Origin of the sequence: Peribacillus sp. YIM B13477 (assembly GCF_042787955.1) — a bacterium.
Taxonomy (GTDB): Bacteria; Bacillota; Bacilli; order Bacillales; family DSM-1321; genus Peribacillus; species Peribacillus frigoritolerans.
Window position 1 is genome coordinate 297,687 of sequence record NZ_JBHZPD010000001.1, and the last position, 24,515, is coordinate 322,201.

At 40.7% G+C, this 24,515-nt stretch carries 26 protein-coding genes; 20 read left to right on the forward strand and 6 right to left on the reverse strand.

Annotation, left to right across the window (positions count from 1 at the left end; translation table 11 throughout):
* Window positions 1-112: 112 nt before the first annotated feature.
* Window positions 113-256, reverse strand: a complete 144-nt coding sequence (locus ACFX4H_RS01460) for an anti-repressor SinI family protein (protein ID WP_082162761.1) — start codon at window positions 254-256, stop codon at window positions 113-115.
* A gap of 173 nt (window positions 257-429) precedes the next feature.
* Window positions 430-1,197 carry a DUF1189 domain-containing protein gene (locus ACFX4H_RS01465; RefSeq protein ID WP_063590616.1) on the reverse strand — a complete coding sequence of 256 codons (768 nt, stop codon included), beginning with the start codon at window positions 1,195-1,197 and terminating at the stop codon, window positions 430-432.
* Between the two features lie 162 nt (window positions 1,198-1,359).
* Here ACFX4H_RS01465 and ACFX4H_RS01470 point away from each other — a divergent pair, with 162 nt between their 5' ends.
* The 9 genes from ACFX4H_RS01470 (at window position 1,360) to phoU (ending at window position 11,594) form a co-directional block, all read left to right on the forward strand.
* On the forward strand, window positions 1,360-1,845 hold the full coding sequence (locus ACFX4H_RS01470; RefSeq protein ID WP_048677991.1) for a DUF456 domain-containing protein: 486 nt from the start codon (window positions 1,360-1,362) through the stop codon (window positions 1,843-1,845).
* A 143-nt stretch (window positions 1,846-1,988) separates the two neighbouring features.
* The gene (sodA, locus tag ACFX4H_RS01475; RefSeq protein WP_034308436.1) at window positions 1,989-2,597 is read left to right on the forward strand and encodes a superoxide dismutase SodA; all 609 of its coding nucleotides are present in this window, start codon (window positions 1,989-1,991) and stop codon (window positions 2,595-2,597) included.
* A gap of 799 nt (window positions 2,598-3,396) precedes the next feature.
* The gene (locus tag ACFX4H_RS01480; protein WP_063594170.1) at window positions 3,397-4,617 is read left to right on the forward strand and encodes an MFS transporter; all 1,221 of its coding nucleotides are present in this window, start codon (window positions 3,397-3,399) and stop codon (window positions 4,615-4,617) included.
* A 193-nt stretch (window positions 4,618-4,810) separates the two neighbouring features.
* Entirely contained in the window at window positions 4,811-6,979 is a 2,169-nt protein-coding gene (locus ACFX4H_RS01485; RefSeq protein WP_377433635.1) for a peptidoglycan D,D-transpeptidase FtsI family protein, read from the forward strand.
* 210 nt (window positions 6,980-7,189) lie between these two features.
* On the forward strand, window positions 7,190-8,158 hold the full coding sequence (locus tag ACFX4H_RS01490) for a PstS family phosphate ABC transporter substrate-binding protein (RefSeq protein ID WP_377433637.1): 969 nt from the start codon (window positions 7,190-7,192) through the stop codon (window positions 8,156-8,158).
* A 138-nt stretch (window positions 8,159-8,296) separates the two neighbouring features.
* Window positions 8,297-9,196, forward strand: a complete 900-nt coding sequence (gene pstC, locus ACFX4H_RS01495; RefSeq protein ID WP_052137399.1) for a phosphate ABC transporter permease subunit PstC — start codon at window positions 8,297-8,299, stop codon at window positions 9,194-9,196.
* A gap of 3 nt (window positions 9,197-9,199) precedes the next feature.
* Window positions 9,200-10,078, forward strand: a complete 879-nt coding sequence (pstA, locus tag ACFX4H_RS01500) for a phosphate ABC transporter permease PstA (RefSeq protein WP_034308427.1) — start codon at window positions 9,200-9,202, stop codon at window positions 10,076-10,078.
* 15 nt (window positions 10,079-10,093) lie between these two features.
* Window positions 10,094-10,921: a phosphate ABC transporter ATP-binding protein PstB gene (pstB, locus tag ACFX4H_RS01505; protein ID WP_376708006.1), complete on the forward strand. Its 828-nt coding sequence runs from the start codon at window positions 10,094-10,096 to the stop codon at window positions 10,919-10,921.
* A gap of 19 nt (window positions 10,922-10,940) precedes the next feature.
* Complete coding sequence (gene phoU / locus ACFX4H_RS01510; RefSeq protein ID WP_034308425.1) at window positions 10,941-11,594, forward strand: phosphate signaling complex protein PhoU; 654 nt, start codon at window positions 10,941-10,943, stop codon at window positions 11,592-11,594.
* A 68-nt stretch (window positions 11,595-11,662) separates the two neighbouring features.
* On the opposite strand, the gene ACFX4H_RS01515 is transcribed toward phoU, so the two are convergent.
* Both ACFX4H_RS01515 and ACFX4H_RS01520 read right to left on the reverse strand, forming a co-directional pair.
* On the reverse strand, window positions 11,663-11,968 hold the full coding sequence (locus ACFX4H_RS01515) for a hypothetical protein (protein ID WP_377433640.1): 306 nt from the start codon (window positions 11,966-11,968) through the stop codon (window positions 11,663-11,665).
* A gap of 129 nt (window positions 11,969-12,097) precedes the next feature.
* Complete coding sequence (locus ACFX4H_RS01520; RefSeq protein ID WP_377433643.1) at window positions 12,098-12,478, reverse strand: hypothetical protein; 381 nt, start codon at window positions 12,476-12,478, stop codon at window positions 12,098-12,100.
* Between the two features lie 427 nt (window positions 12,479-12,905).
* On the opposite strand from ACFX4H_RS01520, the gene ACFX4H_RS01525 reads away from it, so the two are divergent.
* The 5 genes from ACFX4H_RS01525 (at window position 12,906) to ACFX4H_RS01545 (ending at window position 16,504) form a co-directional block, all read left to right on the forward strand.
* Complete coding sequence (locus ACFX4H_RS01525) at window positions 12,906-13,514, forward strand: hypothetical protein (RefSeq protein ID WP_034308418.1); 609 nt, start codon at window positions 12,906-12,908, stop codon at window positions 13,512-13,514.
* A gap of 117 nt (window positions 13,515-13,631) precedes the next feature.
* Window positions 13,632-13,781: a 50S ribosomal protein L33 gene (rpmG, locus tag ACFX4H_RS01530; RefSeq protein ID WP_028391797.1), complete on the forward strand. Its 150-nt coding sequence runs from the start codon at window positions 13,632-13,634 to the stop codon at window positions 13,779-13,781.
* Between the two features lie 181 nt (window positions 13,782-13,962).
* Entirely contained in the window at window positions 13,963-14,535 is a 573-nt protein-coding gene (locus ACFX4H_RS01535; RefSeq protein ID WP_063590626.1) for a 5-formyltetrahydrofolate cyclo-ligase, read from the forward strand.
* Between the two features lie 76 nt (window positions 14,536-14,611).
* Entirely contained in the window at window positions 14,612-14,800 is a 189-nt protein-coding gene (locus ACFX4H_RS01540) for a hypothetical protein (RefSeq protein WP_034308414.1), read from the forward strand.
* Between the two features lie 165 nt (window positions 14,801-14,965).
* Entirely contained in the window at window positions 14,966-16,504 is a 1,539-nt protein-coding gene (locus tag ACFX4H_RS01545) for a rhomboid family intramembrane serine protease (protein ID WP_063590627.1), read from the forward strand.
* On the opposite strand, the gene ACFX4H_RS01550 is transcribed toward ACFX4H_RS01545, so the two are convergent.
* Window positions 16,499-17,356 carry a hypothetical protein gene (locus ACFX4H_RS01550; protein ID WP_249597661.1) on the reverse strand — a complete coding sequence of 286 codons (858 nt, stop codon included), beginning with the start codon at window positions 17,354-17,356 and terminating at the stop codon, window positions 16,499-16,501. The two genes, ACFX4H_RS01545 and ACFX4H_RS01550, sit on opposite strands and share 6 nt — an antisense overlap.
* A gap of 213 nt (window positions 17,357-17,569) precedes the next feature.
* Between ACFX4H_RS01550 and ACFX4H_RS01555 the strand changes: the two genes are divergently transcribed.
* The 5 genes from ACFX4H_RS01555 (at window position 17,570) to ACFX4H_RS01575 (ending at window position 23,421) form a co-directional block, all read left to right on the forward strand.
* Complete coding sequence (locus ACFX4H_RS01555; RefSeq protein WP_377433647.1) at window positions 17,570-17,779, forward strand: YqgQ family protein; 210 nt, start codon at window positions 17,570-17,572, stop codon at window positions 17,777-17,779.
* Between the two features lie 14 nt (window positions 17,780-17,793).
* On the forward strand, window positions 17,794-18,765 hold the full coding sequence (locus tag ACFX4H_RS01560; protein WP_063575677.1) for an ROK family glucokinase: 972 nt from the start codon (window positions 17,794-17,796) through the stop codon (window positions 18,763-18,765).
* A gap of 148 nt (window positions 18,766-18,913) precedes the next feature.
* Window positions 18,914-20,767 carry an LTA synthase family protein gene (locus ACFX4H_RS01565; protein ID WP_249597660.1) on the forward strand — a complete coding sequence of 618 codons (1,854 nt, stop codon included), beginning with the start codon at window positions 18,914-18,916 and terminating at the stop codon, window positions 20,765-20,767.
* A gap of 142 nt (window positions 20,768-20,909) precedes the next feature.
* Entirely contained in the window at window positions 20,910-22,076 is a 1,167-nt protein-coding gene (locus ACFX4H_RS01570) for a M14 family metallopeptidase (RefSeq protein ID WP_241634561.1), read from the forward strand.
* A gap of 172 nt (window positions 22,077-22,248) precedes the next feature.
* Entirely contained in the window at window positions 22,249-23,421 is a 1,173-nt protein-coding gene (locus ACFX4H_RS01575) for a YqgU-like beta propeller domain-containing protein (protein ID WP_377433651.1), read from the forward strand.
* Between the two features lie 41 nt (window positions 23,422-23,462).
* Here ACFX4H_RS01575 and ACFX4H_RS01580 read toward each other — a convergent pair whose 3' ends face one another.
* Window positions 23,463-23,636 (reverse strand): DUF2759 domain-containing protein, encoded by a 174-nt coding sequence (locus ACFX4H_RS01580; protein ID WP_034308396.1) that lies wholly within the window; start codon window positions 23,634-23,636, stop codon window positions 23,463-23,465.
* Window positions 23,637-23,869: 233 nt separating this feature from the next.
* Here ACFX4H_RS01580 and ACFX4H_RS01585 point away from each other — a divergent pair, with 233 nt between their 5' ends.
* The gene (locus ACFX4H_RS01585; protein ID WP_057278817.1) at window positions 23,870-24,496 is read left to right on the forward strand and encodes an MBL fold metallo-hydrolase; all 627 of its coding nucleotides are present in this window, start codon (window positions 23,870-23,872) and stop codon (window positions 24,494-24,496) included.
* Window positions 24,497-24,515 lie beyond the last annotated feature (19 nt).

Sequence of the window (24,515 nt, forward strand, 5' to 3'; positions counted from 1 at the left end):
TTTCCATCCTCCCAAGCTTGTCTTTAATTCATCTATACTTGGAGGGGGCAAAAAATATGCCTAAAAATGGGCGATTTTTCAAATGGAATGTGAGAGTGGCCGTTCAAATTGTCTATTTCAGTTGAGTAACATCCTTATTATTTGAATGATTGCTGAGAAAGGAGCGAATTTCCTTTTGGGTCAGCCCACTCTTTTTTGCCTCCAATATGAGTAACAACCACTGTACATCAATATGACTCTCTTTCACGTCTATCACCTCTGAAAGACTATTTCAATCATAAGTATAGTAATAACTGGGTGAGTATTTTGTCGAATTAAGTAGATATAAAAAATGATGACTGTAGTCATACGAGGGTATGGCAAGGATAGCCCGGTTTTGTGCAAAAGCAAAAAAATCCGGACCGAGGTGGGTCCGGATCTTATTTAACCTCAATTTCCCATCTTATTGGCTGATGTTTCTTTAATGGATAAATATAACATCATTAATGTAACAAACCAGCTAATGATGGAAGCGAATGGTACAATTGCTTGAAAAGCATCCATGATGGTGAAGAATATGGTGGCAAGAGTTATGCTGTATGCACTAATTCTCCAAAGATGCCTGTAGGAAAGTGGACGGCCAAGAGCGTTCTTGAAAAAAAGACCAAAAGCAGCAATGATTGTCACTTTAATGAAGATTCCGCTAGCAGTAAACAGGTATAATATGAGTAGAAGCAATGGAATGATGATCGGCAGCACAGATTCAACTGAATCAAGCCAAGTGGATATTTCCTGATTATCTCCCTCCAGAACTGAATAAGGAGAGGATTGCACATTGCCTCCGGATACGAAAACCAGGTCAGACTTCAAAAGTGCGACAGCCTCATCAGCTTCTGCAGCTACCTTTTCCGGGGTCAAGGCTCCCGTGCCATCCACAAAAATTTGATATCCGTTTTTATTCAGGCTAAATGGCTCATCTTCTTCAGTCGTCAACGTGCCATTTTTGATTTCAAATGCCGGTAAGTCTTCGGATACTGTTTCGTGCATGGCATCTATCCCGTCAACTATCATTGTACCGAAATAAAAAGCTGAAGGGAGAAAGGCGATGAGACTTATAAAGAAAACGTATAAAATCGTTTTCCCGATACCTTGGTTTTGAAAGGAAGCGATATCTTTAGGGGAAAATATGCTAACCCATAGTTGTTTGAATATGTTCAATGTTTTCAGCACCTATCTATATAAGATTCCTAACCAATTTTAACTATATGGGAAAAATAAAACAACCTGTATTCAGCTTCATTGGTTTCAAACAACAGTAATGAGGTAATTATGGAGAGTTAAATCAAATTATAAATTAAATGAGAAAGGGGCTTTTGAGATATGGACACACTATTTTGGATAATAATCACCCTCATGTTCATAATGGGATTTGTCGGTCTGATTTTTCCAATCATCCCAAGTGTTTTGTTCATTTTTGGCGGAATATTGTTATATGGACTTTTTTATTCTTTTGAACCATTTGGCTGGTTTTTCTGGACGGTCCAAATTTTATTCGTCATCCTTTTATTCGCAGCCGATTATATTGCCAACATGGTCGGGGTCAAAAAGTATGGCGGCACGAAAGCGGGTATTTGGGGCAGTACGATTGGGCTTCTGGTCGGGCCATTCGTGATTCCATTCGTCGGAATTCTGATAGGTCCATTCATCGGGGCATTCCTGGCAGAGATCCTGGTACATAAACAAGACCCTGTTACTGCTTCCAAAATCGGCCTTGGTTCCGTTGTAGGTTTTATAAGCAGCGTAATCACAAAAGGCATCATACAGCTTCTGATGATAGGATATTTTATATTCGTGGTATTCTCATAGGAAAAATAATAGAAAAATGAAAAATTGAGGCATATGGTTTGAAACGGTTACAAAAATTTGATACTCTATTGCTAGCGAGCTTTAGGTATCTTTCGAGAACTGAAGCCCTCAAAAAAACAGCTTACATAGGGAGGAATTTTATTATGGCTTTTGAACTTCCACAATTACCGTATGCATATGATGCATTAGAACCACACATCGACAAAGAAACAATGAACATTCACCACACTAAACATCACAACACATATGTGACAAACCTGAACAATGCGCTTGAAGGCAACCAAGAACTTCTAAGCAAAAGCGTAGAAGAAATCGTCGCTAACCTTGACGCAGTACCTGAAGCTGTTCGTACAGCTGTACGCAACAATGGTGGCGGACACGCTAACCACACTTTATTCTGGGAAATCCTTTCACCTAACGGCGGCGGACAACCAACTGGTGAATTAGCGGATGCCATCACTTCAAAATTCGGAAGCTTTGACAGCTTTAAAGAAGAGTTCGCTAAAGCGGCTACTACTCGTTTCGGATCTGGCTGGGCTTGGCTTGCAGTCAACAATGGCGAGTTGGAAGTAACAAGTACACCAAACCAAGACAATCCATTATCAGAAGGTAAAACACCGCTACTTGGATTGGACGTTTGGGAGCATGCTTACTACTTAAACTACCAAAACCGCCGTCCTGAATACATCAATTCTTTCTGGAATGTTGTAAACTGGGATGAAGTTGCAAAACGTTACAGCGCTGCAAAATAATTTGTAATTAAAAAAGACGGGATTCCTTTTACAAAAGGAATCCCGTCTTTTTTTGGTTTCAACCGAACCGGAATATTAAAGAAAAACAAATAAAGGCAACTCGTATTGCTTGTTTCGCCCAAAAGAAATGAAAGAAATTCACAAGTAAAAGCTCCGAATTTACGAGAATGCATAAATTCACGAGTAAAATCTTCAAATTCACGAATAAAAGCTCAAAACTCACGAGTAAATGCCCAAAACTTACGAGTAAAAGCCCGAAATTCACGAGTAACACTCCAATTCCTGAGTAAAAGCTCAAAATTCACGAATAAAAGCATCGATTCACGAGTAAACCCCCCAATTCATGAGTGAAAACTCGAAATACACGAGTAAAAGTCCGAATTCACGAGTGAACACCCTAAATTCATGAACATCCCCTTCGTCTCCCAATCGAAGAGTTTTCTTTATACTGTTTTTGATTTAAAGGGAAAAGATTTTAAGGGAAACAGTATAAGGGCAACTACTTCTCTGTCGTCGCCATCCTGGCTCGCCAATCGAAGAGTTTTCTTTATACTGTTCTTGATTTTATTTGAGAGAGCTTTTAAGGGAAACAGTATAAGGGCAACTACTTCTCTGTCGTCGCCAATCGAAGAGTTTTCTTTAAACTGTTCTTGATTTAAAGGGAAAAGCTTTAAGGAAAACAGTATAAGGGCAACTACTTCTCTGTCATCGCCAGTCGAAGAGTTTTCTTTACCTTTTTTTACATAAATTCTTTTGTTTTTTCAAACACTAGAGTGGAATTTAAAGGAGAGTTAAAACAATGGGTATTTTAGAGAGATGGTTGGGTGAAGCGGGCGGGAAGAAGGATTTGCACCTCCTTTTGTTTATTGGCGGGCTGTACAGCCTAAGTATTGCTTTATCCAATACATTCGTTAATGTGTACTTGTGGAAACAATCCGGTCAAATTGTTGATATTGCCGTATATAATCTAACCGTGGTGCTTTTTCAACCGCTTACTTTTGTCTTTGCCGGCAGGCTCGCGAAAAAGGTTGACCGAATCATTGTTTTGCGTCTGGGTGTTATCTTTTTGGCCCTGTTTTATTTATCGGTCCTATTGGTCGGCACACGGGCAACGGATTTCCTTTGGTTGCTTGGTGGGCTGTTAGGAATCGGTTATGGGTTTTATTGGCTTGCCTATAATGTCTTGACTTTTGAAATAACTGAACCGGAAACCAGGGATTTCTTCAATGGATTTTTAGGGATTTTATCATCCATTGGGGGAATGGTCGGTCCGATTCTTTCAGGGTTCATCATTTCGAGGCTTGAGAAATTCACGGGATATTCCATTGTATTCGGATTGTCTTTGCTATTGTTTTCCGTTGCGGTTTTTCTTAGCTTTTCGTTAAAAAGACGTCCGGCTCATGGCAGGTATTGCTTCTTTAGGATTTTGCAGGAACGGAAAAATAATCGGAATTGGCTCTTGATCACTCGTGCTCACTTTTTTCAAGGGATACGAGAGGGCACATTCATGTTCATCATTTCGATTACCGTTTTCATTCAGACGGATAGTGAACTTGCCTTAGGGAGCTATGGTCTGTTAAATTCGGCCATATCATTCGTTGCGTATTTTTTTGCTTCACGATATATAAAACAGCCGATGCGCAAAAAGGCAATACTTATTGGAGGAATCCTGTTGTATGCAGGGGTCTTATTGATTGCATTTGATATCACATTCGGGAAGCTTCTCATTTATGGGGCAATTGTCGCAACCGCTTATCCTATTCTTTTGGTCCCTTATATATCACTGACCTATGATATTATAGGCCGGGCTTGGAAAGCAGCGGAAATGAGGATTGAATATATCGTTGTCCGGGAATTGTTCGTCCATATTGGAAGGATTGTATCCATATCAGGATTCATACTTTCCGTCATGTTATTCGACCTAAAGCAATTACTGCCGATTTATCTGTTGATCGTCGGGGCAGGGCATACCGTGATATATTGGTTTGTACGGAAAATCGATATCATCGACCAAGATTGAAAAGAGGCCATATAGGCCTCTTTTCAATATACATGACTTACGGTTGGAGGATTTATGAGCCGTAAGTCACTTTTTATGTAAAGTTCGTTAGATGTTTAATATTTCTAGAACACTAAGGTAGAAAAAAAGACAAATGTTCTATAGAATAGTATAGGATCTATTATGACTATGTAAAAAGGATGTGTGGCTTAGTGTGAATAAAAAGAAAAAGAAAAAGACGCATGTGCCTTTCAGATTGAATATTCTTTTCTTTTTAGTGTTTGTTTTGTTTTCCGCTTTAATTTTACGCTTGGGTGTTGTACAGATCGTTTATGGTGATGATTACCGGCGTGAGATTGAAAGAACAGAGGAAGTGACCGTGAATAATTCGGTGCCCCGTGGGAAAATGTATGACCGTAATTTAAAACTTATGGTCGATAACCAACCACTGGATGCAATTACATATACACGAAAGCAAGGTACGAAACAAACAGAAATGGTGGAAACGGCTGAGAAACTCGCGAAGTTGATCGAAAAGGAAACAGACAAAGTGACTGAACGCGATAAAAAGGATTTTTGGATTTTGAAGAATCCAAAGCTGGCCGAGAAAAAGATTACCGATAAAGAGCGGAAAAAAGTGGAAGAGGGCGAGATGGAAGAAAGTGATTTGTATAAGCTTCAGCTTGATCGGATTACTGAAGAAGAAACAAAGCTTTCGGAAAAGGATCTTGAAGTTCTTGCCATCTATAGGGAATTTGCAAGTGGATATGCCCTTACCCCGCAAATTGTGAAAAACAAGAAAGTAACAAAAGAAGAATTCGCCAAGGTGAGTGAAAACCTTGATTCGCTCCCAGGGGTCGATATATCTACAGATTGGGATCGTTTTTATACATATAATAAAACACTTAAATCTGTATTGGGTAAAGTCTCCTCATCTGAAGAAGGGTTGCCTAGTGAAAGCCTGAACTATTACCTCGCACGTGATTACAGCCGGAATGACCGTGTAGGTAAGAGTTATATCGAGATGCAATATGAAGATATCCTCCAAGGGCAGAAAGCGAAAGTAAGGAATGTGACCGATAAATCAGGAAATGTCGTCGATTCCGAAGTGATTACTGAAGGTTCACGGGGAAAAGATCTTATATTGACAATTGATATGGATTTACAGCTTGCTACTGAGGAAATCATTGAAAAGCAATTGATTGCCAAGAAAAAAATGGGTAACACCAAATTCTTGGACAGGGCCTTTGTCGTCATGATGGATCCCGATACAGGAGAAGTATTGACGATGGCTGGCAAGAAATATGAGAAGGACCCAGAAACGGGGAAATCCACCATTGAGGACTTCGCATTAGGAAATATCACAACTTCCTATACGATGGGGTCTGCGGTTAAAGGCGCTACCGTTTTAACCGGTTATCAGCAAGGTGCGATCCAGCCGGGTACGTACTTTTATGATACAAAGCTTAAGATCAAGGGAACTAAAGCCAAAGGTTCATATAGTGACTTCGGGAACATTAATGATTTGACCGCATTGAAGGTATCTTCGAACGTTTATATGTTCAGAACGGCCATTAATATTGCGGGTGCGCATTATGTGCCGAATGAACCGTTGAACATTAGTTCAGGCGCGTTTTCAACCATGAGGAATTCATTTGCCCAGTTTGGCTTGGGTGTCCGCACGGGAATTGATCTTCCTAATGAAATGAGCGGATTCAAAGGTTCCGAAACATCTCCAGGTAAGCTGCTTGACCTTGCTATCGGACAATATGATACGTACACACCAATGCAGCTCGTGCAATATGTTTCAGCGATTGCGAATGGCGGTAACCGCATGAAGCCGCATATGGTTAAGGAAATCCGCGATCCGGTTGATAATAATGAGGAATTGGGACCTGTTGCCGAAGACATTTCACCGACTGTCCTTAATCGTCTTGATATGAAGGACGCATGGATTGAACGTGTTCAGAGCGGTTTCGAGAAAGTTGCGATGGAACAAGGCGGAACGGCCTATACCTATTTTGGGAAAAAATCGTATACAGTGGCAGCTAAAACTGGGACGGCGGAAGCATTCTATGACGGCCCGAACCGGATGAATTATAGCGAGCCCCAAGAAACGATGAACATCACGCTTGTTGGCTATGCCCCAGCCAAAAATCCTGAGGTCGCTTTTGCGGTCGTTGTGCCGTGGGCATACCAAGGACATTCAGGCCATAGCATGAGTAAAGAGATAGGTGAAGAAATCATGGATACCTATTTCAAACTGAAAAAAGAACGGGCTAAGAAGGAAAATACCGAAACCTCGACCGATTTGAAGGTGGAGAATGGTAAAGACGTTCAAAAGGACCAGGCTGAAGTTAGAAAAAGCCAGGAAAATGAATAATAAAAGGTTAAAAACACGTTTTTGGGTAAAACCGGAAACGTGTTTTTTTTGCATTTTAAGAAAGGGATCAGCACTGTTCTTACATCTTTACAATAAGTACACAATTATTTACTGAATATTTACAAATGCTTTAAACGGAATTTACAGTCTGAAAGTATGATATGAGAGTAGGACAAAATATTCATATAAAATTCTTAGGGGGATTTACAAATGAGACGTTTCAAATTTATGGCTATGACCGCAGTAATGGGTGGAGTAATCGCAGTGGCAGCTGGATGTGGATCTAATGATACTTCAAACAGCGGTAAAGGAAATGAAGCGGCTTCAGATCAACTCAAGGGAGAAGTTATTACGGATGGTTCTTCAACGGTCTTTCCGATCATGGAGGCAGTTGCGGAAGAATATATGGCTACACAGCCTGATGTGAAGGTTTCAGTGGGAGCGTCAGGAACAGGTGGGGGATTCAAGAAATTCATCGCTGGTGATACGGACCTAGCCAATGCATCGCGCCCGGTGAAAGAAGAAGAAAGTGCCTTACTTGATGAAAAGGGTGTTGAATATACAGAATTGAAACTGGCATTTGACGGTATTTCAATCGTTGCCAATAAAGATAATGATTTCATCGATTCACTAACAGTTGAAGAACTTCAAAAATTGTGGATTGATAATAATGGAAAGGTGAAGAAATGGTCTGATATACGTCCTGAATGGCCGAACGAAGAAATTAAATTCTACTCTCCGGGAACAGATTCAGGAACATATGATTATTTCAATGAAGTGATCCTTGAAGAAAAACCAATGGTGGAAAATGCTACGCTTTCAGAAGACGATAACGTTCTTGTACAAGGTGTAGAAGGTGATAAAAATGCGATTGGATTCTTCGGTTATGCCTACTACTCTGAAAATAAAGATAAGTTAAAGATCATTTCCATCGACAACGGCAAAGGTGCTGTAGAGCCAACGCATGAAACGATTAAAAGTGGGGAGTATGCACCATTGTCACGTCCACTTTACACATATGTAGCTAATAAGTCGGTAGCTGAAAAAGAACAAGTTGCAGATTATACTCAATTCGTCATTGAAAATGCAGGAGAGCTTGCAGAAGAAGTGGGTTATATCAGCCTGCCGGAAGAAGAGTACCAGAAAGATCTTGATAAATTAAAAGAATTGGAAAAATAAACGATATTACAGGCTATTGAAATCCCGCCTTGACTCGATTAAGGCGGGGGTAACAGCTTGTAAATCCAAATATTGCGTGTCTGAAATGGAGGATGCAAGTTGGAACTTAGAAAAACAGAAACCTATTCTGTACAGCAAATGATTCTGGAAAAGAAAAGTAAGAAAAAAATCAATATGGAAAAAGTCATGCCTAAACTTTTGTTCCTTACGGCGGCAATTTCCGTTTTTACTACAATCGGGATCATCTTGACCCTTATATTTGAAACATTCATCTTTTTTGACAGAGTATCCATCGTCGAATTTTTTACGGAAGCTAAATGGCTGCCATTTGCATCTGCACCTTCCTATGGGATTATGCCCCTTATTGTTGGAACGTTGAAGATAACAGTCATAGCAGCGGTGGTTGCAGTTCCAGTAGGACTTGCAACAGCCATTTTCTTGAGTGAATATGCATCAGAGAAAACACGGAGAATCATCAAGCCGATTTTAGAAGTTTTAGCTGGGATTCCTACTATCGTTTATGGCTTTTTTGCCTTAACTTTTGTAACACCGGTTTTGCGGGATTTATTTCCTTCCCTTGACATGTTCAATGCCCTGAGTCCTGGAATCGTCGTAGGTATCATGATCATGCCGATGATAGCTTCTTTGTCGGAAGATGCCCTGGTATCAGTGCCGAAGTCGATTCGCGAAGGTGCGTATGCTTTAGGAGCAACGAAACTTGAAACGACCATTAAAGTGGTATTGCCAGCAGCCATTTCTGGAATTGTGGCATCCATCGTTCTTGCTTTATCCAGAGCGATCGGGGAAACCATGATTGTGAGTGTTGCCGGTGGCTCGACCCCAAATATGAGCATGGATGTCACTTCATCGATTCAAACGATGACCGCTTATATCGTTCAGGTCAGTTCGGGGGATGCAGGGTATGGGACAACGATTTACTACAGCATATATGCGGTTGGAATGACACTGTTCGTCTTTACGCTTGTCATGAATTTACTGGCGCAGTTCATCTCTCGCAAGTTCAGGGAGGAATATTAAGTCATGAAACTGATAAACAAAAGTCATGTTGCAAAAAAAATGCCTGCTAGGCTTGCTGTTAACACGATTTGTAAAGGATTATTCTTCTTGGCAACATTGGTTGGCCTCCTCGTATTGGCCATCTTATTTTATCGGATATTCACTCAAGGAATTGGTAGTCTGAATGGGGATTTCCTTCAGAATTTCGCTTCCAGGAAACCTGAAGAGGCTGGTATAAAGGCAGCGCTGATCGGTTCAATATGGTTGATGGTAGTGGTGGCCCCGGTTTCCCTGCTGCTTGGTGTTGGAACGGCCATTTATTTAGAGGAATATGCGAGGAAGAATTGGATCACCACTTTTATCAAAGTGAATATTTCCAATCTGGCAGGTGTCCCGTCAATTGTATTTGGACTACTGGGCTTAACGGTTTTCGTTCGTGCTCTTGCCTTGGACCGGTCCATATTGGCAGCGGGCCTGACCATGAGCCTACTCGTTCTCCCGGTCATCATAGTCGCTGCACAGGAGGCCATACGTGCCGTACCTCGTGATTTAAGGGAAGCTTCGTTTGGAATGGGTGCAACAAAGTGGCAAACCATTTTGAAAGTGGTCCTGCCTGCTGCGATACCTGGCATTTTAACTGGAGGAATACTTGCTTTGTCACGGGCAATCGGTGAAACGGCGCCATTGGTGGTGGTTGGCATTCCAATGTTCATCGCCTTTTTACCTCAAACGGTCATGGATACATTTACAGTGCTGCCAATGCAAATCTATAATTGGACATCTCGTCCGCAGGAGGAATTCCAGCAAGTTGCTGCCGCGGGAATCATCGTTTTACTCATCCTGTTAATAATCATGAATTCAATAGCGGTTATAATTCGAAATAAATTCCAGAAAAGATACTGATAGGAGGAAGGAAGCATGAATATGACCTTAACGAGAGAAAAAGAGTCACCGGCTATCGAAATCGATAATGTCGGATCAGCTGCCTTGTCGGAAAAGGTGTATGAAACATCCAATCTTAATTTATGGTATGGAGAAAACCATGCTTTGAAAAATATTAATCTGGATATGCACCAAAATGAAGTGACGGCCATCATAGGGCCTTCAGGATGTGGGAAATCCACCTACATTAAAACATTGAACCGAATGATAGAACTAGTCCCGGATGTGAAAACGACCGGACAGATTAAATATAGGAACAGGAATATCCTTGATCAGTCCTATAAGGTGGAAGATTTAAGGACACAGGTGGGGATGGTCTTCCAAAAGCCTAATCCCTTTCCTAAATCCATTTATGAAAATGTTGTATATGGACCAAGGATCCATGGAATTAAAAATAAAAAAATTCTTGATGAGATAGTCGAAAAGAGTTTAAAAGGGGCAGCCATTTGGGATGAGGTGAAAGACCGTCTGCATGAAAATGCATATGGACTTTCAGGTGGACAGCAACAGCGTCTTTGTATTGCCAGATGTTTGGCAATCGAACCAGATGTCATTCTAATGGATGAACCCACTTCTGCCCTTGATCCGATATCCACGTTGAAAATAGAAGAATTGGTCCAGGAACTGAAAAAGGATTTCAGCATCATCATCGTTACCCATAACATGCAGCAGGCAGCACGTATCTCTGATAGAACAGCTTTCTTCTTAAATGGGGAAGTCATCGAATATTCTGATACAAATACCATCTTCTCTAATCCGAATGATAAAAGAACAGAAGATTACATTACCGGACGTTTCGGTTAAGAGAAAAGGAGATGCGATAATGATCGTTCGTGAAAATTTCGAGCTTCAATTGAAAGAGCTGCAAGAGAAAATCGTGAAGTTGGCTAATTTAGCTTCAGGTGCCATATCAAAATCATATGCCGCACTGGAAAATAATAATGTAGATGAGGCTCTTGAAGTTATTGATGATGATACAATAGCTGATTTACTGGAAGAGGAAATAAATGACTTTGCGATTTTACTGATTGCTAAGCAACAGCCGGTTGCGATTGATTTGAGGCGTATCATTGCTGCCATAAAAATCGCCTCGGATATTGAAAGGATGGCAGACTTTGGTGTGAATATCGCCAAATCGGCGATCCGAATCGGTGACCAGCCATTTATTCTGCCTTTAACACCATTAAAGCAGATGCATGATATTACATTAAAGATGATTCGACTTTCAATAGAAGCATTTGAGAAGGAAGATGTTGTTCTTTCAAGAGAAATCATTGAAATGGATGATGAGGTTGATCGCTTTTATGGAGAAATGATTCGAAGTCTCCTACGCCTTTCAGATGAAAAAAACCTTCAGCAGGTTACGCAGCTTTCCCTAATTGCTCGATATTTGGAAAGGACAGCGGACCATACAACGAATATCGCAGAGAATATTTACTTCCTTGTAAGAGGAAGATATATCAGCAGGAATGAATGACCCCATTCTAATTGAAAAAAGAGAGGCTTTTTCTCGGACATAGTCCATTTAAAAGTCTCTCTTATTCATTAATGTGTCAATGTATTGGCCAATTGTCTATATGTCATATTATTCGTAACGACAAACTCGCCGATTTGTATTTTTTTCGAGAAATCCCGGTCATTCATGTAAGCTTCAAATTCAGCAGCATCATCGATGATTTTTTCCTTGGAAAGGAGATCGGCAATCTCGGCAGTGGTCATATTCGTTTTCACTTTAATTGTATAGGTTGAAGCTTCCTTCTCCATTAAAACCTTATCCGGATCCTTCGGTTGGACGGTCTTTTTAGCTTCCTCGGTAGGAAGTGTAACGACGAATCCCTTCTTTACGAGCAATTCCTTAGTTTCCTCCGCAGTGGGAGTGGTGCCTTCGAACTTTCCGGTGCCATAATATAGGGCAGCAAAGATTGTTGTTGAAAAAATGATGCCGGCGGAAAGACCTTGCAGTCTTGCTTTATTTCATGTTCATTCACCCCGCAATCTTTGCTGCTCGATCACTGAAATGGTTTGTTCCCGCGTTAACGAGGATTGTCTAGCGATCTGGTCCAAAGTGAGACCTTGACTATATAAAGATAGAACCTGGCTTTTTAGAATCTCATGTATGGGTTCGATATCATTGGAAGTGACAGTTGATTGATCCTTTACAGAGGGAACAGGGTCGTCCTGGATAACGAATTCCTCTTCAAGAATCTTCACCTTCTTCTTTAATTGGTAGATATCCTGCATATACGTTAGTGTCATCTGTTCTAAATCTTCTTCTAATTTGGGAACTTTATCTTTACCGAAAAAGGAAATGATGAGAAGGACGGTCGCTAATGAAAAAAGAAGGACGATAAGTGTTTCCATGTTTTCACCTCAGAAGTTAATTTTCGACAATATGCTTATAGTTTACACATATTCGAAAAAAATTGGGGATTTTCATATTTTTATATTTTCGGAAGTAGGCAGTAAACTTCATTTATTGTCTGTTTTTTTTCAAATATTGTCGAAAAGCGATGTGACCGTCGTTGATGGAAAAAAATTAGGCATGAAAATGGGAAAAAAACCTTTGAAAGATAACGTACATAAAATTCGACAAAATGTGTTTATTGTCCATCAGCCAATTCAGTGCTAACATAAGGATAGAATAAATCGAAAAAAACGAAATATTTTGAATTATTAAAAATCAATGATCCTATAAGAAAACGGTGTGCAGAATTTAAAGTGGATAGTTTCACTGTCAGCGCCTAACGATAAGTAATATAAAGATAAAAGAAGGGGAAGGGATGATTATATGAATTCGCTATTCGCGTATATGCCACAGGATAACCAGGAATTATTTCGCAAGGGATTAAAGGCTGGATTATGGATGGATGAGAGTTTTGATTGGTATCCTGAGGAGGATATGATGAGTCATCCTAATGGAGAGATCCGGACACTTTCACAGACGTATACCCAAGGGCAGGTGACCTTTTCGAAGTTCACGATCAGGAATACCTCATTCGAGACCAAGCGCCCAAAAGTGTTTTTTCACTATGAAAACGCTTTCGAAAGGCAGGCGGTGGCTTTTTACAGCCCGAATGAACGGGCCATTTTACATGTAGCCCCTCAATCGATTGCCTTATTGGGTGGATTGGTGAAAGGAAAAAGCATCTCTCAATATTGCATCCAAGGTAAGGGAAGCCTTTATCAAGAAGGATGCTTCAAATCTTTGAAAGAAGGTCTCCTGGCTTATTCACCGCTCGCTAAAGGGGAAGTTACCAGTGTGTTTACGCTAGAAACGGAAATCTTACCGAAAGAATGTGTGGAAGCTGTGGCTTGGGTCATTCATGCCGAAACGAAAGAAGAAGCGAAAGTTATAAATAATCAACTCCTCCTGACGATGCAAAACGTAAACAATTAAGAATACGAAAAAGTTATGTTGGATTTTCCGAAAAACATACTAGCAATTCGCATTGAATAATGATATTATAGAAAAGTCCTATGTGAAAATGTCAATATGTTTGGAGGGAAATACACAATGCGCGTAAATATTACATTAGCTTGCACTGAATGTGGAGACCGTAACTATATTTCTAAAAAAAATAAACGTAACAATCCAGACCGTCTTGAGCTTAAAAAATACTGCTCAAGAGAAAAACGCAGCACGACTCACCGTGAAACAAAGTAAGCAACAGGATTTTTCCTGTTGTTTTTTTATGCATTTTTTTAAGTCCTTTTTTTCTCTCTTTCCTTTAGTAAATATTTTCACCAGAATGCACCAATGATTCGGCGATTTCCGACACCGTATTTTCGTAAATGGACAAATATTATGAGATAATGATAGAAGTAGAATAAAGGAGTCGGAAGAGATGAGAGAAAACAAGAATAAGCTCCGTCAAGAAGTTAGGTCCCGTTTAATGGAGCTGACTAAAGAGGAACATGAAGAACTATCCAACAGAATCGCTGAAAACTTATTTGCATTGGAAGAATGGAAAAATGCTGATACCATTGGCATCACCATCTCCATTCCGCCTGAAGTCCCAACGGTACGGATCATCGAACAAGCATGGAGCGAAGGAAAAGTAGTGGCTGTACCAAAATGTGATCCCGAAAAAAAGACAATGGAATTCAAAAAAATTTCGTCCTTCAATCAGCTCGAGTCTGTTTATTACGGATTGCTGGAACCAGTGGCTGAAACAGCCAAGGCCAGCAAAGAGGAATTGGACGCATTGATCGTACCCGGCCTTGCTTTTACCAAGGAAGGGTATCGCCTAGGCTTTGGAGGGGGTTATTATGACCGTTTCCTATCTAATTACCGAGGAGATACATTGGCCCTTACATACGAGCTTCAATTAATGGATGAACTCCCGATAGAGGTACATGATCTAGCGGTGGGCAAACTCATTACCCCATCCAAGGTTATACGCACGTACGCCCATTAAGAAGAAGTTCATTAATTATCACTTTTAGCTCATAAAAATCCTATCCTGTATCACACTATTGATAGGAGGGATTGTTATGCTTCGATTAATTATTCAGATCTTCTTGGTTGGTTTAGCTGTTTATGCAGGTTACAAAAACCGGTACCGCCTGATAAATGTTGCGCTGTCCAACGGCATACTGAGAAGATTTCTAGTGACTAAATCCTTGGATATGCCAATGTTCAGGGATAAAATGATGCAAAGCATGTTCACTCAGACCAAATGAGGATGCCGGCATCTTGAAAAGGGAACCTGAACAGGGGTTCCTTTTTTATTTTTTAGGAGCGGGAAAACAGTCTCCTTTTTTACTTTTTACATGATTTCGTCTATAGTTTTAATTAAAGAACAGGAATTTTAGAAGCTTAAGTTTTATTGGAAAGTGGGGAAGGCATTGGGATTTAAAGAGGATTATTTTTTTTGGGAAACCATAAGGGAGTTGTCTGCCCATTACGATTATCGAATGATCACAGTCACGGAAAACCATCAGGAGATTTGGCTTGAGAGCGATAAGAATAAGGAGTTTCCAGTCATAAGACTCATCCGGCATGATTTGGATTGGGCTAATTGGCTGAAACGCGATATCGAGCGAACATTGCAGAATGGGGAAAGAATCAGAAGGAAATTATACAAAAAGCCCATAAACATATTAAGTATCTATGTTAGTAAATTCGCCCCGGTTGATGATCATGACTTTAGTTCACGGGTGGCCTCCTTTAAAAAAACGAATGTCAACACGTTCCTTCTAACTTGTGAGAACTTTCATGATTCGTTGCAAAACCTTGAACATGTTTTGAAAAAACCACTTTCAATTCAAGTTCTTGAGGAAAATGAAATAGATGAGGAAAAGGTTCTTGAAGTAAAGAAGAATGCCATCTCGGAGTCAGTCAAAAAGGCTAAGGCCGAACAGAAGGTATTTCAAAATGCCAATAAGCCATTCTTTACATATATATTCATGGCGGTACAAATAGCAGTGTTCATCTTGATGGAGTTTAATGGGGGCAGCACCAATTCCAAGACTTTGATTGAGTTTGGCGCTAAATTTTCCCCTTATATCATCCAAGGGGAATGGTGGCGGTTCTTTACACCGATGATCGTCCATATTGGGTTCATTCATTTACTGATGAATACATTTTCGCTGTATTTGATTGGTGCTGAAGTTGAAAGGATTTACGGTAATGCCAGGTTCCTTTTCATCTATATATTCGCTGGTTTCGCTGGAACCCTTGGCAGCTTCATCATGACCCCGAACCTTTCCGCAGGAGCGAGCGGGGCCATTTTTGGCTGTTTTGGGGCACTTCTGTACTTTGGCATCGTCTATCCGAAATTATTCATGCGCTCGATGGGCTCATCGGTGATCGTGTTGATCATCATTAACTTAATATATGGTTTCACCGTTTCGGGAATTGACAATGCAGGGCATATCGGAGGTTTGATCGGAGGGTTCTTGGCTGCTGGAGTGGTCCATCTGCCAAAATCCAAGAATATCTTTCGGCAGCTGGCTTTTCTGGTCGGGACGGTAATACTGACCTATTCCCTGCTGCAATTTGGATTCAATCATCAGGAAAGTGCAGCTATCGATGATAATACCATGGCAATGCTGGCCCAAAAGTATATTGATGATGATGAAGAGGATAAGGCGGAAGAGATGTTATTCAAATATGTGGAGTCAAATCCTGATGCACCGCTATCGCTCTTTATGCTCGGAAATTTATCTTTTGATAAAAAGGACATATACAAAGCAAAGGGTTATTATGAAAAGGCGATTGAAAGTAATCCGGATTTGCATGAAGCCCATTACAATCTTGCCTTGGTCTACATGAATCTCGAATCATTCGATCAAGCTAAAGAGCAAGCTGATAAGGCTATTGAGCTTGCCCCGGATAATAAGTCATACACTAAACTACTGGAAGAAATCGAAAAGCAACTATAACTCTTGACGCAGCATGATTGGAGTACCGTCTTTCAGGGTAAACAAGACAAGTATTTCCCTTTGATTCTTCGCCATAAGCAATTGGGGGATGGTGCTACCTTGTGGACTCACAGTGGAGCCATCCTCCTTTTTTACTCCCAACACATAATTTTTGTATAGTCCTTCCCATAGTTTTCCCACAATTTCTTCCCGTTTGAATTGGGGGAAGGCAGCAAGCCATTGGTTTTTCTTAGAAGGCAGATCTGTTAAAGAAATGATATTGTACTGATCAAGATTAACCTGAAAGGATTGCCCGGCTTTCTCCAAACCATTTCGAACCGTTTGATCTGTCAAGCCGTCCAGCGTTTTTTTCCACTGAATCTGTTCTTCTGACAGGGGGCGGTGGAAAAATTGAAAAACCGGTGTCGTTACTGTATAGAGTTTATCTTTACTGAGCTGCTGGGCACTGGTGAAAATGGTGTCACTTGGATGAACCTCGGCATAATGAAACGTTACAGCTTCATAACGCCCACTCTCGGATTCTTTATATTTCGCTTTTTGAGAGAGTTCTTGTTTATTTTGGCGCCAATTTTTTAAAGCTCCTGCCAATTTTCCATTTTTGTATAAAAGCGATACGTCCTGACGTAAGTAAGCAGGCTGGTCCAACGTAGAATCCACCCTCCAAGTGATGGTATAGGTGGAATCCCCGGTACCTTTAGGTGTCAGGTTGGTGGAAGCATGTTCAAAATGGAGCGAGGAATCGATGGGAAAAAAAATGATGGTTTCCTCTGTCCGTTTATGATTTGATAAATAAAGGATGACAAAAATGGTGGTTAAAACCAAAAAGACGGTATACTTCAATTGTACTTTCATTTTTCCCCTCCGTTTTCACGCGTGATGAATGGTTTAAAAACATTAAGCTGTTAAATCAAATCAAAGGAGTCCACATTCTTGATATTTCATCATATGAATACAGTTGGACATGTATGAGGGGGATGGGGAAATTATCAAAAGAGGAAATGGGTGCTTGTTACAGAGGTGCTGATTCGATATACTTTCCTAAAGAAAAGAGTAAAGAGGTTTACTATGAAAACATATTATGATCTTCAACAATACTTGAAAAGATTTGGTACATTTATCTATATTGGCGATCGCTTAGCCGAGCTTGAACTGATGGAGACCGAAATAAGGGAACTCCACCGTATGCAGATGATGGATACGGAAGATTATCAAATGGCGATTCTTTTAATCAGGCAGCAATTGTCTCTTGAAAGGGAAAAACAGAAAAAAAATTGATAAAAAAGGTGAGAATGATGGAAAAGTGGCTGATGGGTGTGGATTTAGGCGGTACAACTACCAAACTGGCTTTAATCAATTTATACGGCGAGATCATTCATAAGTGGGAAATCAGCACGGACATCTCCGAAAAGGGAAAATACATCACGATTAACATAGCCAAAGCAATTGATGCGAAGCTCGTGGAACTTAATGAACCGAAGAGTAAGATAGTAGGGATAGGGATGGGTGCTCCCGGTCCTGTGAAATTTGTTAACGGTTCCATATATGAAGCCGTCAATCTTGGCTGGAAGGACTATCCTTTAAAAGATTTATTGGAGGTGGAGACAGCTCTTCCAGCTGTGATCGATAATGATGCCAATATGGCAGCTTTGGGAGAAATGTGGAAAGGTGCCGGTAATGGAGCCAAAGACCTCGTTTGTGTCACTTTGGGAACGGGTGTAGGAGGCGGAATCATCCATAATGGCCAAATCGTCCATGGTACCAGTGGAGCTGCTGGGGAAGTAGGCCATATAACGGTCGTAACGGACGGAGGGGCACCATGCAATTGCGGCAAGACTGGTTGTTTGGAAACGGTTGCTTCGGCAACGGGAATCGTCCGTATGGCTTTAGAAGCCTTGAATGCCGCCGATGAAAAGTCATTGCTTCAGCAGAAAGTAGAAGAGGGGAATACGGTTACTTCCAAACTGTTATTCCAATGCGCCGCAGCAGGTGATCCCTTGTCCAAAGCTGTGGTGGATAAGGTAGGCAATTACTTGGGGCTGGCACTATCACATGTTGGGAATGTCATGAATCCAGATAAAATCGTCATTGGCGGCGGCGTTTCACAAGCGGGAGACATTTTGCTTGATACTGTCCGTTCTGCATTCGGAAAGTATGCATTCAAACGGGTTAGTAAATCAACGAAAATCAGCCTGGCCACTCTAGGCAATGATGCAGGGGTAATAGGTGCAGCCTGGCTCATTAAAAGCCAAATGAATACGTGATCCCATACTGTCCTCTGGCAATCTGGGTTTTAAGAAAAAAAGATGGAATCTTCAAAGATAGTTCCCCCTTTTTGAGGGGGAGAAACATGACCCATTATTGAGGCTCTGGATCGCAGATCCAGCGCTTTTTCGATGAGGAGGGACCAGATTGAAAAGGGTCTTCAAAAAACAGGGATATTCATTGTTTTGGGTCGTATTGATTTCACTTTGGCTTAAAACATATATCGCCTATAAAACAAGTTTTGAGATAGATATTGATAATTGGATCCAGGAGTTCATACTATTCATCAATCCTGTCAGTTTCCTTTTACTTACACTTGGCGTGAATCTATTTTTAAAAGAAAATAGACGGACTGCATACTTATTGATCATGAGTTTTTTCATCACCTTCGTCCTCTTTGCCAATCTTGTTTTTTTTCGCTTTTTCAATGATTTTTTAACCATTCCCGTTCTTTTTCAAACGAGCAATATGAACGACCTTGGAAGCAGTGTACATGAATTGATCAATCCGAGTGATCTATTGTATTTTGCCGATATTCTGTTCTTGATGCTTCTGCTGAAATACAAACCAAAAACATTCCATGAAAGTCGATACAATCCCCAGGACCGTAAATTCTTTTTGTTAATGGCTTTAGGAGTGACATTTTTTAACTTAGCTTTAGCGGAAGCGGCGCGTCCTGAACTCCTGACAAGAACGTTTGACCGCGAAATCCTCGTTAAGAATATCGGTACGTACCATTATCACCTCTATGATGCAATATTACAGACGAAATCATCAGCTCAACGTGCACTTGCTGATGGCAGTGAATTGTCGGAAATTGAAAATTATGTCCGTGCCAATCAAAAAGAAGTTAATGATGAACTTTATGGTCTGGCAAAAGGCAAAAATGTGATTCTTATATCATTGGAATCCACTCAAAGCTTTGTCATCAATAAAACTGTCAACGGGGAAGAAATCACTCCTTTTCTGAACCAATTCATTAAAGATAGCTATTATTTCAATAACTTTTATCACCAAACCGGCCAGGGGAAAACATCCGATTCAGAATTCATTATTGAGAATTCCCTCTATCCTTTAGGTAGAGGTGCAGTATTTTTCACTCATGCCCAAAATGAATACAAAGCCACACCTGAAATCTTAACGGAAAAAGGTTACTATACGGCTTCCTTGCATGCCAATAATAAAAGCTTTTGGAATCGTGACATAATGTACGATTCTCTTGGGTACCAACGGTTTTATGATAGTGATGAATACAAAGTGTCTGAAGGGAATTCCATCAATTGGGGTTTGAATGATAAATCGTTCTTCAAACAATCAATTTCTCACTTGAAGAGGATGCCTGAACCTTTTTATGCCAAGTTCATAACGTTAACCAACCATTTTCCATTCACTTTGAATGAAGAAGACCGGACATTGGAACCTTACGATTCTAATTCCAAAACATTGAATCAGTATTTTCCGACCGTACGTTATACCGACGAATCCTTGGAGCAGTTTATCGGCGATTTGAAACGTAATGGATTATATGAGGATTCCATCATTGTTCTATACGGAGACCATTATGGAATTTCTGAAAATCACAACGCTGCCATGAGCCAGTTCCTTGGGAAGGAAATTACGCCTTTCGAATCGATCCAGCTTCAGCGTGTCCCGCTCATCATACATGTCCCCGGGCAGAAGGGAAAAACGATTTCCACCGTTTCCGGCCAAATTGATGTAAGGCCGACTCTCCTTCATTTATTGGGAATTGAAAATGATGATTATATTGAATTCGGCAAAGATCTATTTTCAGAAGAGAAATTAGAATTCACCGTTTTGCGCGATAGCAGTTTCATCACGAAGGATTACCTCTATACGATGGATACCTGCTATGAAAAAAACACCGGGGCGGCGACTGCAAAGGATCCATGCGAGAAGTATTTGGAAAAGGCAAAGCAGGAGCTTGATTACTCCGACAAAATCATTTACGGGGATTTGCTCCGATTTTATGAGCAGCCTTGAAAAAGGAAACCTGGCGCAATCCAGGTTTTTTCGCTTTTTCAGGGAAATCAGTATTCCTTACAATTATGAAACAAGAGACTTCCTGAACATCTTTCTGTTTTTCCCTTCATAAAGATAAAACGATGAAAGGGGCGGATGCTGAATGAAAGTTGTGAGCAGAAGCGGGGATGATTTGGCATATTACAGTCAATTGTTCCAAATTCCCCGGGTTTTGATTGAGGATGCCAATCCGGCCATTACTGGCGGAGTTTTGCCAAATGGCATCGAAGTACAGATACCTGGATACATTGTTCAGCAAGAATCCCGGTTAGATATCGATTTTGCCGAAATCGCTTTACAATATCACCTGCCAATCGATGGGATAGTATTATTGAATCAAGATGGACAAAAGCCTTTTTCCGTACCCGTCCGGGTGATGAATCCCGTGATTGTCACCGACAAGCCCTACGAATATCAATCACTTCTTGACGATCTTGATGTTCTATCTTGTCATTACCCCTTTATTAAGGTTGAGTCGGTCGGAAAGAGTGTGTTGGGAAAAGAACTCCTTGAGGTAAGAATCGGTCAAGGTGAAAAGATCATACATTATAACGGTTCATTCCACGCTAATGAATGGATCACTACGTCGGTTCTGATGAAATGGCTGAATGATTTTCTGCTGGCAGTAACGAATGATCGTACACTTTGCGGAATGGATTGTATGCCGTACTACCGGGATATGTCCATATCGATCGTTCCAATGGTGAATCCGGATGGAGTCGACCTTGTCCTAAAGGGGGAGGAGGCGGCAGAGGGGAAGGTTGATGTTTTAAAAATAAATAATGGCAATCCTGCTTTTTATGCTTGGAAAGCCAATATCCGCGGTGTAGACCTGAATAACCAATATCCTGCTAACTGGGAGGTTGAAAAGCGCAGAAAGATTCCAAAAGCCCCTGCACCGAGGGATTTTCCAGGAGAAACCGCGTTATCAGAACCAGAAGCATTGGCCATGAAGGAGCTGGCAGTAAGACGGAATTTTGAACGAGTGCTTGCACTTCACACCCAGGGAAAAGAATTCTATTGGGGATATGAGGGACATGAACCTGAACAGGCAGCGAATGTTGCGAGGGAGTTTGAGGAGCGCAGCGGATATCGGGCCGTAAAATACGTTGACAGCCATGCTGGGTATAAAGATTGGTTCATTCAGGAATTCAAACGCGGGGGATTCACAATCGAACTGGGAAAGGGCATCAATCCGCTTCCGCTATCCCATTTGCCTGGTATATATGAAGATTCCGTCAAGATTTTGATGGCAGGCCTATATATGTGATGCATCCCCCTAATGAATATACTTCCAAAAAAATATAAGATCATTATCCGCCACATTTTCTCTTTTTTACTTTATAATGAAAGAGAGTAAGGATTCGATTGGTTAATCCTTACTCTCTTTCTAATGTCTCGCTCACATATGCCAGGCGTTTTAGTTTTGAAGTGGGAGGTGTGTGGAGATTAAAGTATCCAAAGCAGCACTTTGTATGCGGCTTTCCATTTGTAAGATGTTGTGTTTCGTCCCATTATTTATCTCCACTATCCTTCTTATCTCGGCTTGTGAGCCTTCCAAGGACCTTAGTAAACCCGTAAATGATACGGAAAAAGAACACTCCCAATCTAACCAGGAAACTTCAGTAAGCAATTTAAAGGTCCCGACCGCAGAAACGGAAAAAATCGAAGCCATTTTTGGATGGCTGGATTCGAAAACCATTTTATATTCTGTGAAGCGGGATGGTAATGAATTATCCCAGTTGATGGAATGGAATTTGGAAACGAATGAAACTTCCGTTTTCTATCAGCCGGCTTTAGCGTTTTCTGAAGTATCGATCAGTCCGTCTGGTACGCATATTTTGTTGTCGTCTTTTACCTCTTCGGATAAAGCATCAATCACAATACTCGATAAAACGGGGAATCCACTGTATTCCGTGGCAATCCCAGCCTATGAATTAGCTTATGAGTGGAATTCATTTAAAGATGGCCGGTTGTTTGTATCGAGTTTTTATGAAGATTGGACATACAGCAGTTATGTATTGAATCCAGATGAACAAACTATGGAAACCCTGGACTTTCCACAGCCCTTTGCTCAATGGGCAAGTGAAAATGACTTGATGTTTTTGGATTGGGACAAAGAAGAACCTTCTTTGACGGCTCCCCTAGAAAGAAAAGCGCTGCATGGGGATGGGGCAGACAGCCTTATGCTCGATGTCATTCACTTTAAAAAAATGAAGCAAGCGCTGATGACGATTCAAGTGGAGACAGAAAAACAAGATCGGGGTACATATGCATTTTATGATCCAACAAACAAGCCGATCCACTCTTTTTCCGTGCCACTATTGAAAAGCTTTTCAGATTGGGTCATTCCATCCTATGATTTCATTGAAAAAAACAAGGAATTCATAACGTTTATTCCTAATGAATCAAAAGATGCGGACCAATATGAGGGAAGGTTTACCTTAACTAAATTAAATTGGGAAAAAGGCACACAAGAAGAATTGATGAAGGACATGGAAAATGAACCATTAAGCTGTTCGCTTGATGGCAACTTCTGCTTATATGGATATCAATTTGAGAAAATCATTGATATGAAAACCCATCAAATAAAAAGATTGTTCAAACAAACATGATAACCTAAAACAAAAGCTCGCCGGATGGCGAGCTTTTTTCTTCAATGGGCAACAGGAAAACCGCTGTTGATGACAGTCATGACAGTGAACCAGCCAAACACGACCGCACTGCCGGCTGCAAAAATGAATCCTAAGAAGTTTCTCTTTTTTAATGAGGTAAACACAGCTGCTACTCCTAATATAGCCACAAGTCCGAAAACAACCATTAATATCATGTCAAAACCCCCTTTTTTCATAATGAATACCTAATCCCTAATAATATACCCAGAGAATAAGGCAACTACCAAAAATATGTAGAAAAGATTGCATTTGTTAATATCTTAATATTTTTTCAATTATTTGTCGAGGCTTAATAGGTGACACTTCTATGACATGAGAAAACTGAATTAACATTAGCAGCTTAATTAGTGTAAGATAAGGATAGAAAATCATAATGGAGTTGATGGAAATGAAATGGACACAAATTCCTCTAGGCCCGCTGCAAACGAATTGTTATGTAGTTTCCGATGGACAGGATTGCATCATTTTCGATCCGGGTGAAGAGCCACAGAAAATTATACAGTACATACAAACAAAAAATTTAAAGCCTTTAGCGATTTTATTGACACATGCACATTTTGACCATATCGGTGCTCTGGATGCTATTCGGGATCATTATGGAATCCCTGCATATATTCATGAAAAAGAGGCCAAGTGGCTACTTGATCCAGCATTGAATGGTTCTCAAAACTGGTTCCCTGAAAATCCAATGCGAATGAAGCCTGCCGATCACATCTTGGCAAATGAGCAAGAGCTTACGATTGGAGGATTCACTTTCGAAGTATTCGAAACCCCTGGACACTCACCAGGGAGCGTTTCGTATTATGTGAAGGACGAACGTCTCCTCTTTTCTGGGGACGTCTTGTTCCAAGGAAGCGTTGGCAGAACCGATTTAATAGGCGGAAGCGAGTCAGTGCTCTTAAATAGCATTGAAACGAAGCTGCTGACACTTTCTGATGATGCTATCGTTTTTCCAGGTCATGGCCCTGTCACGACGATTCTGGATGAAAAGAATACTAATCCCTTTTTGAGATAATTACTTATACAGGTGCCGC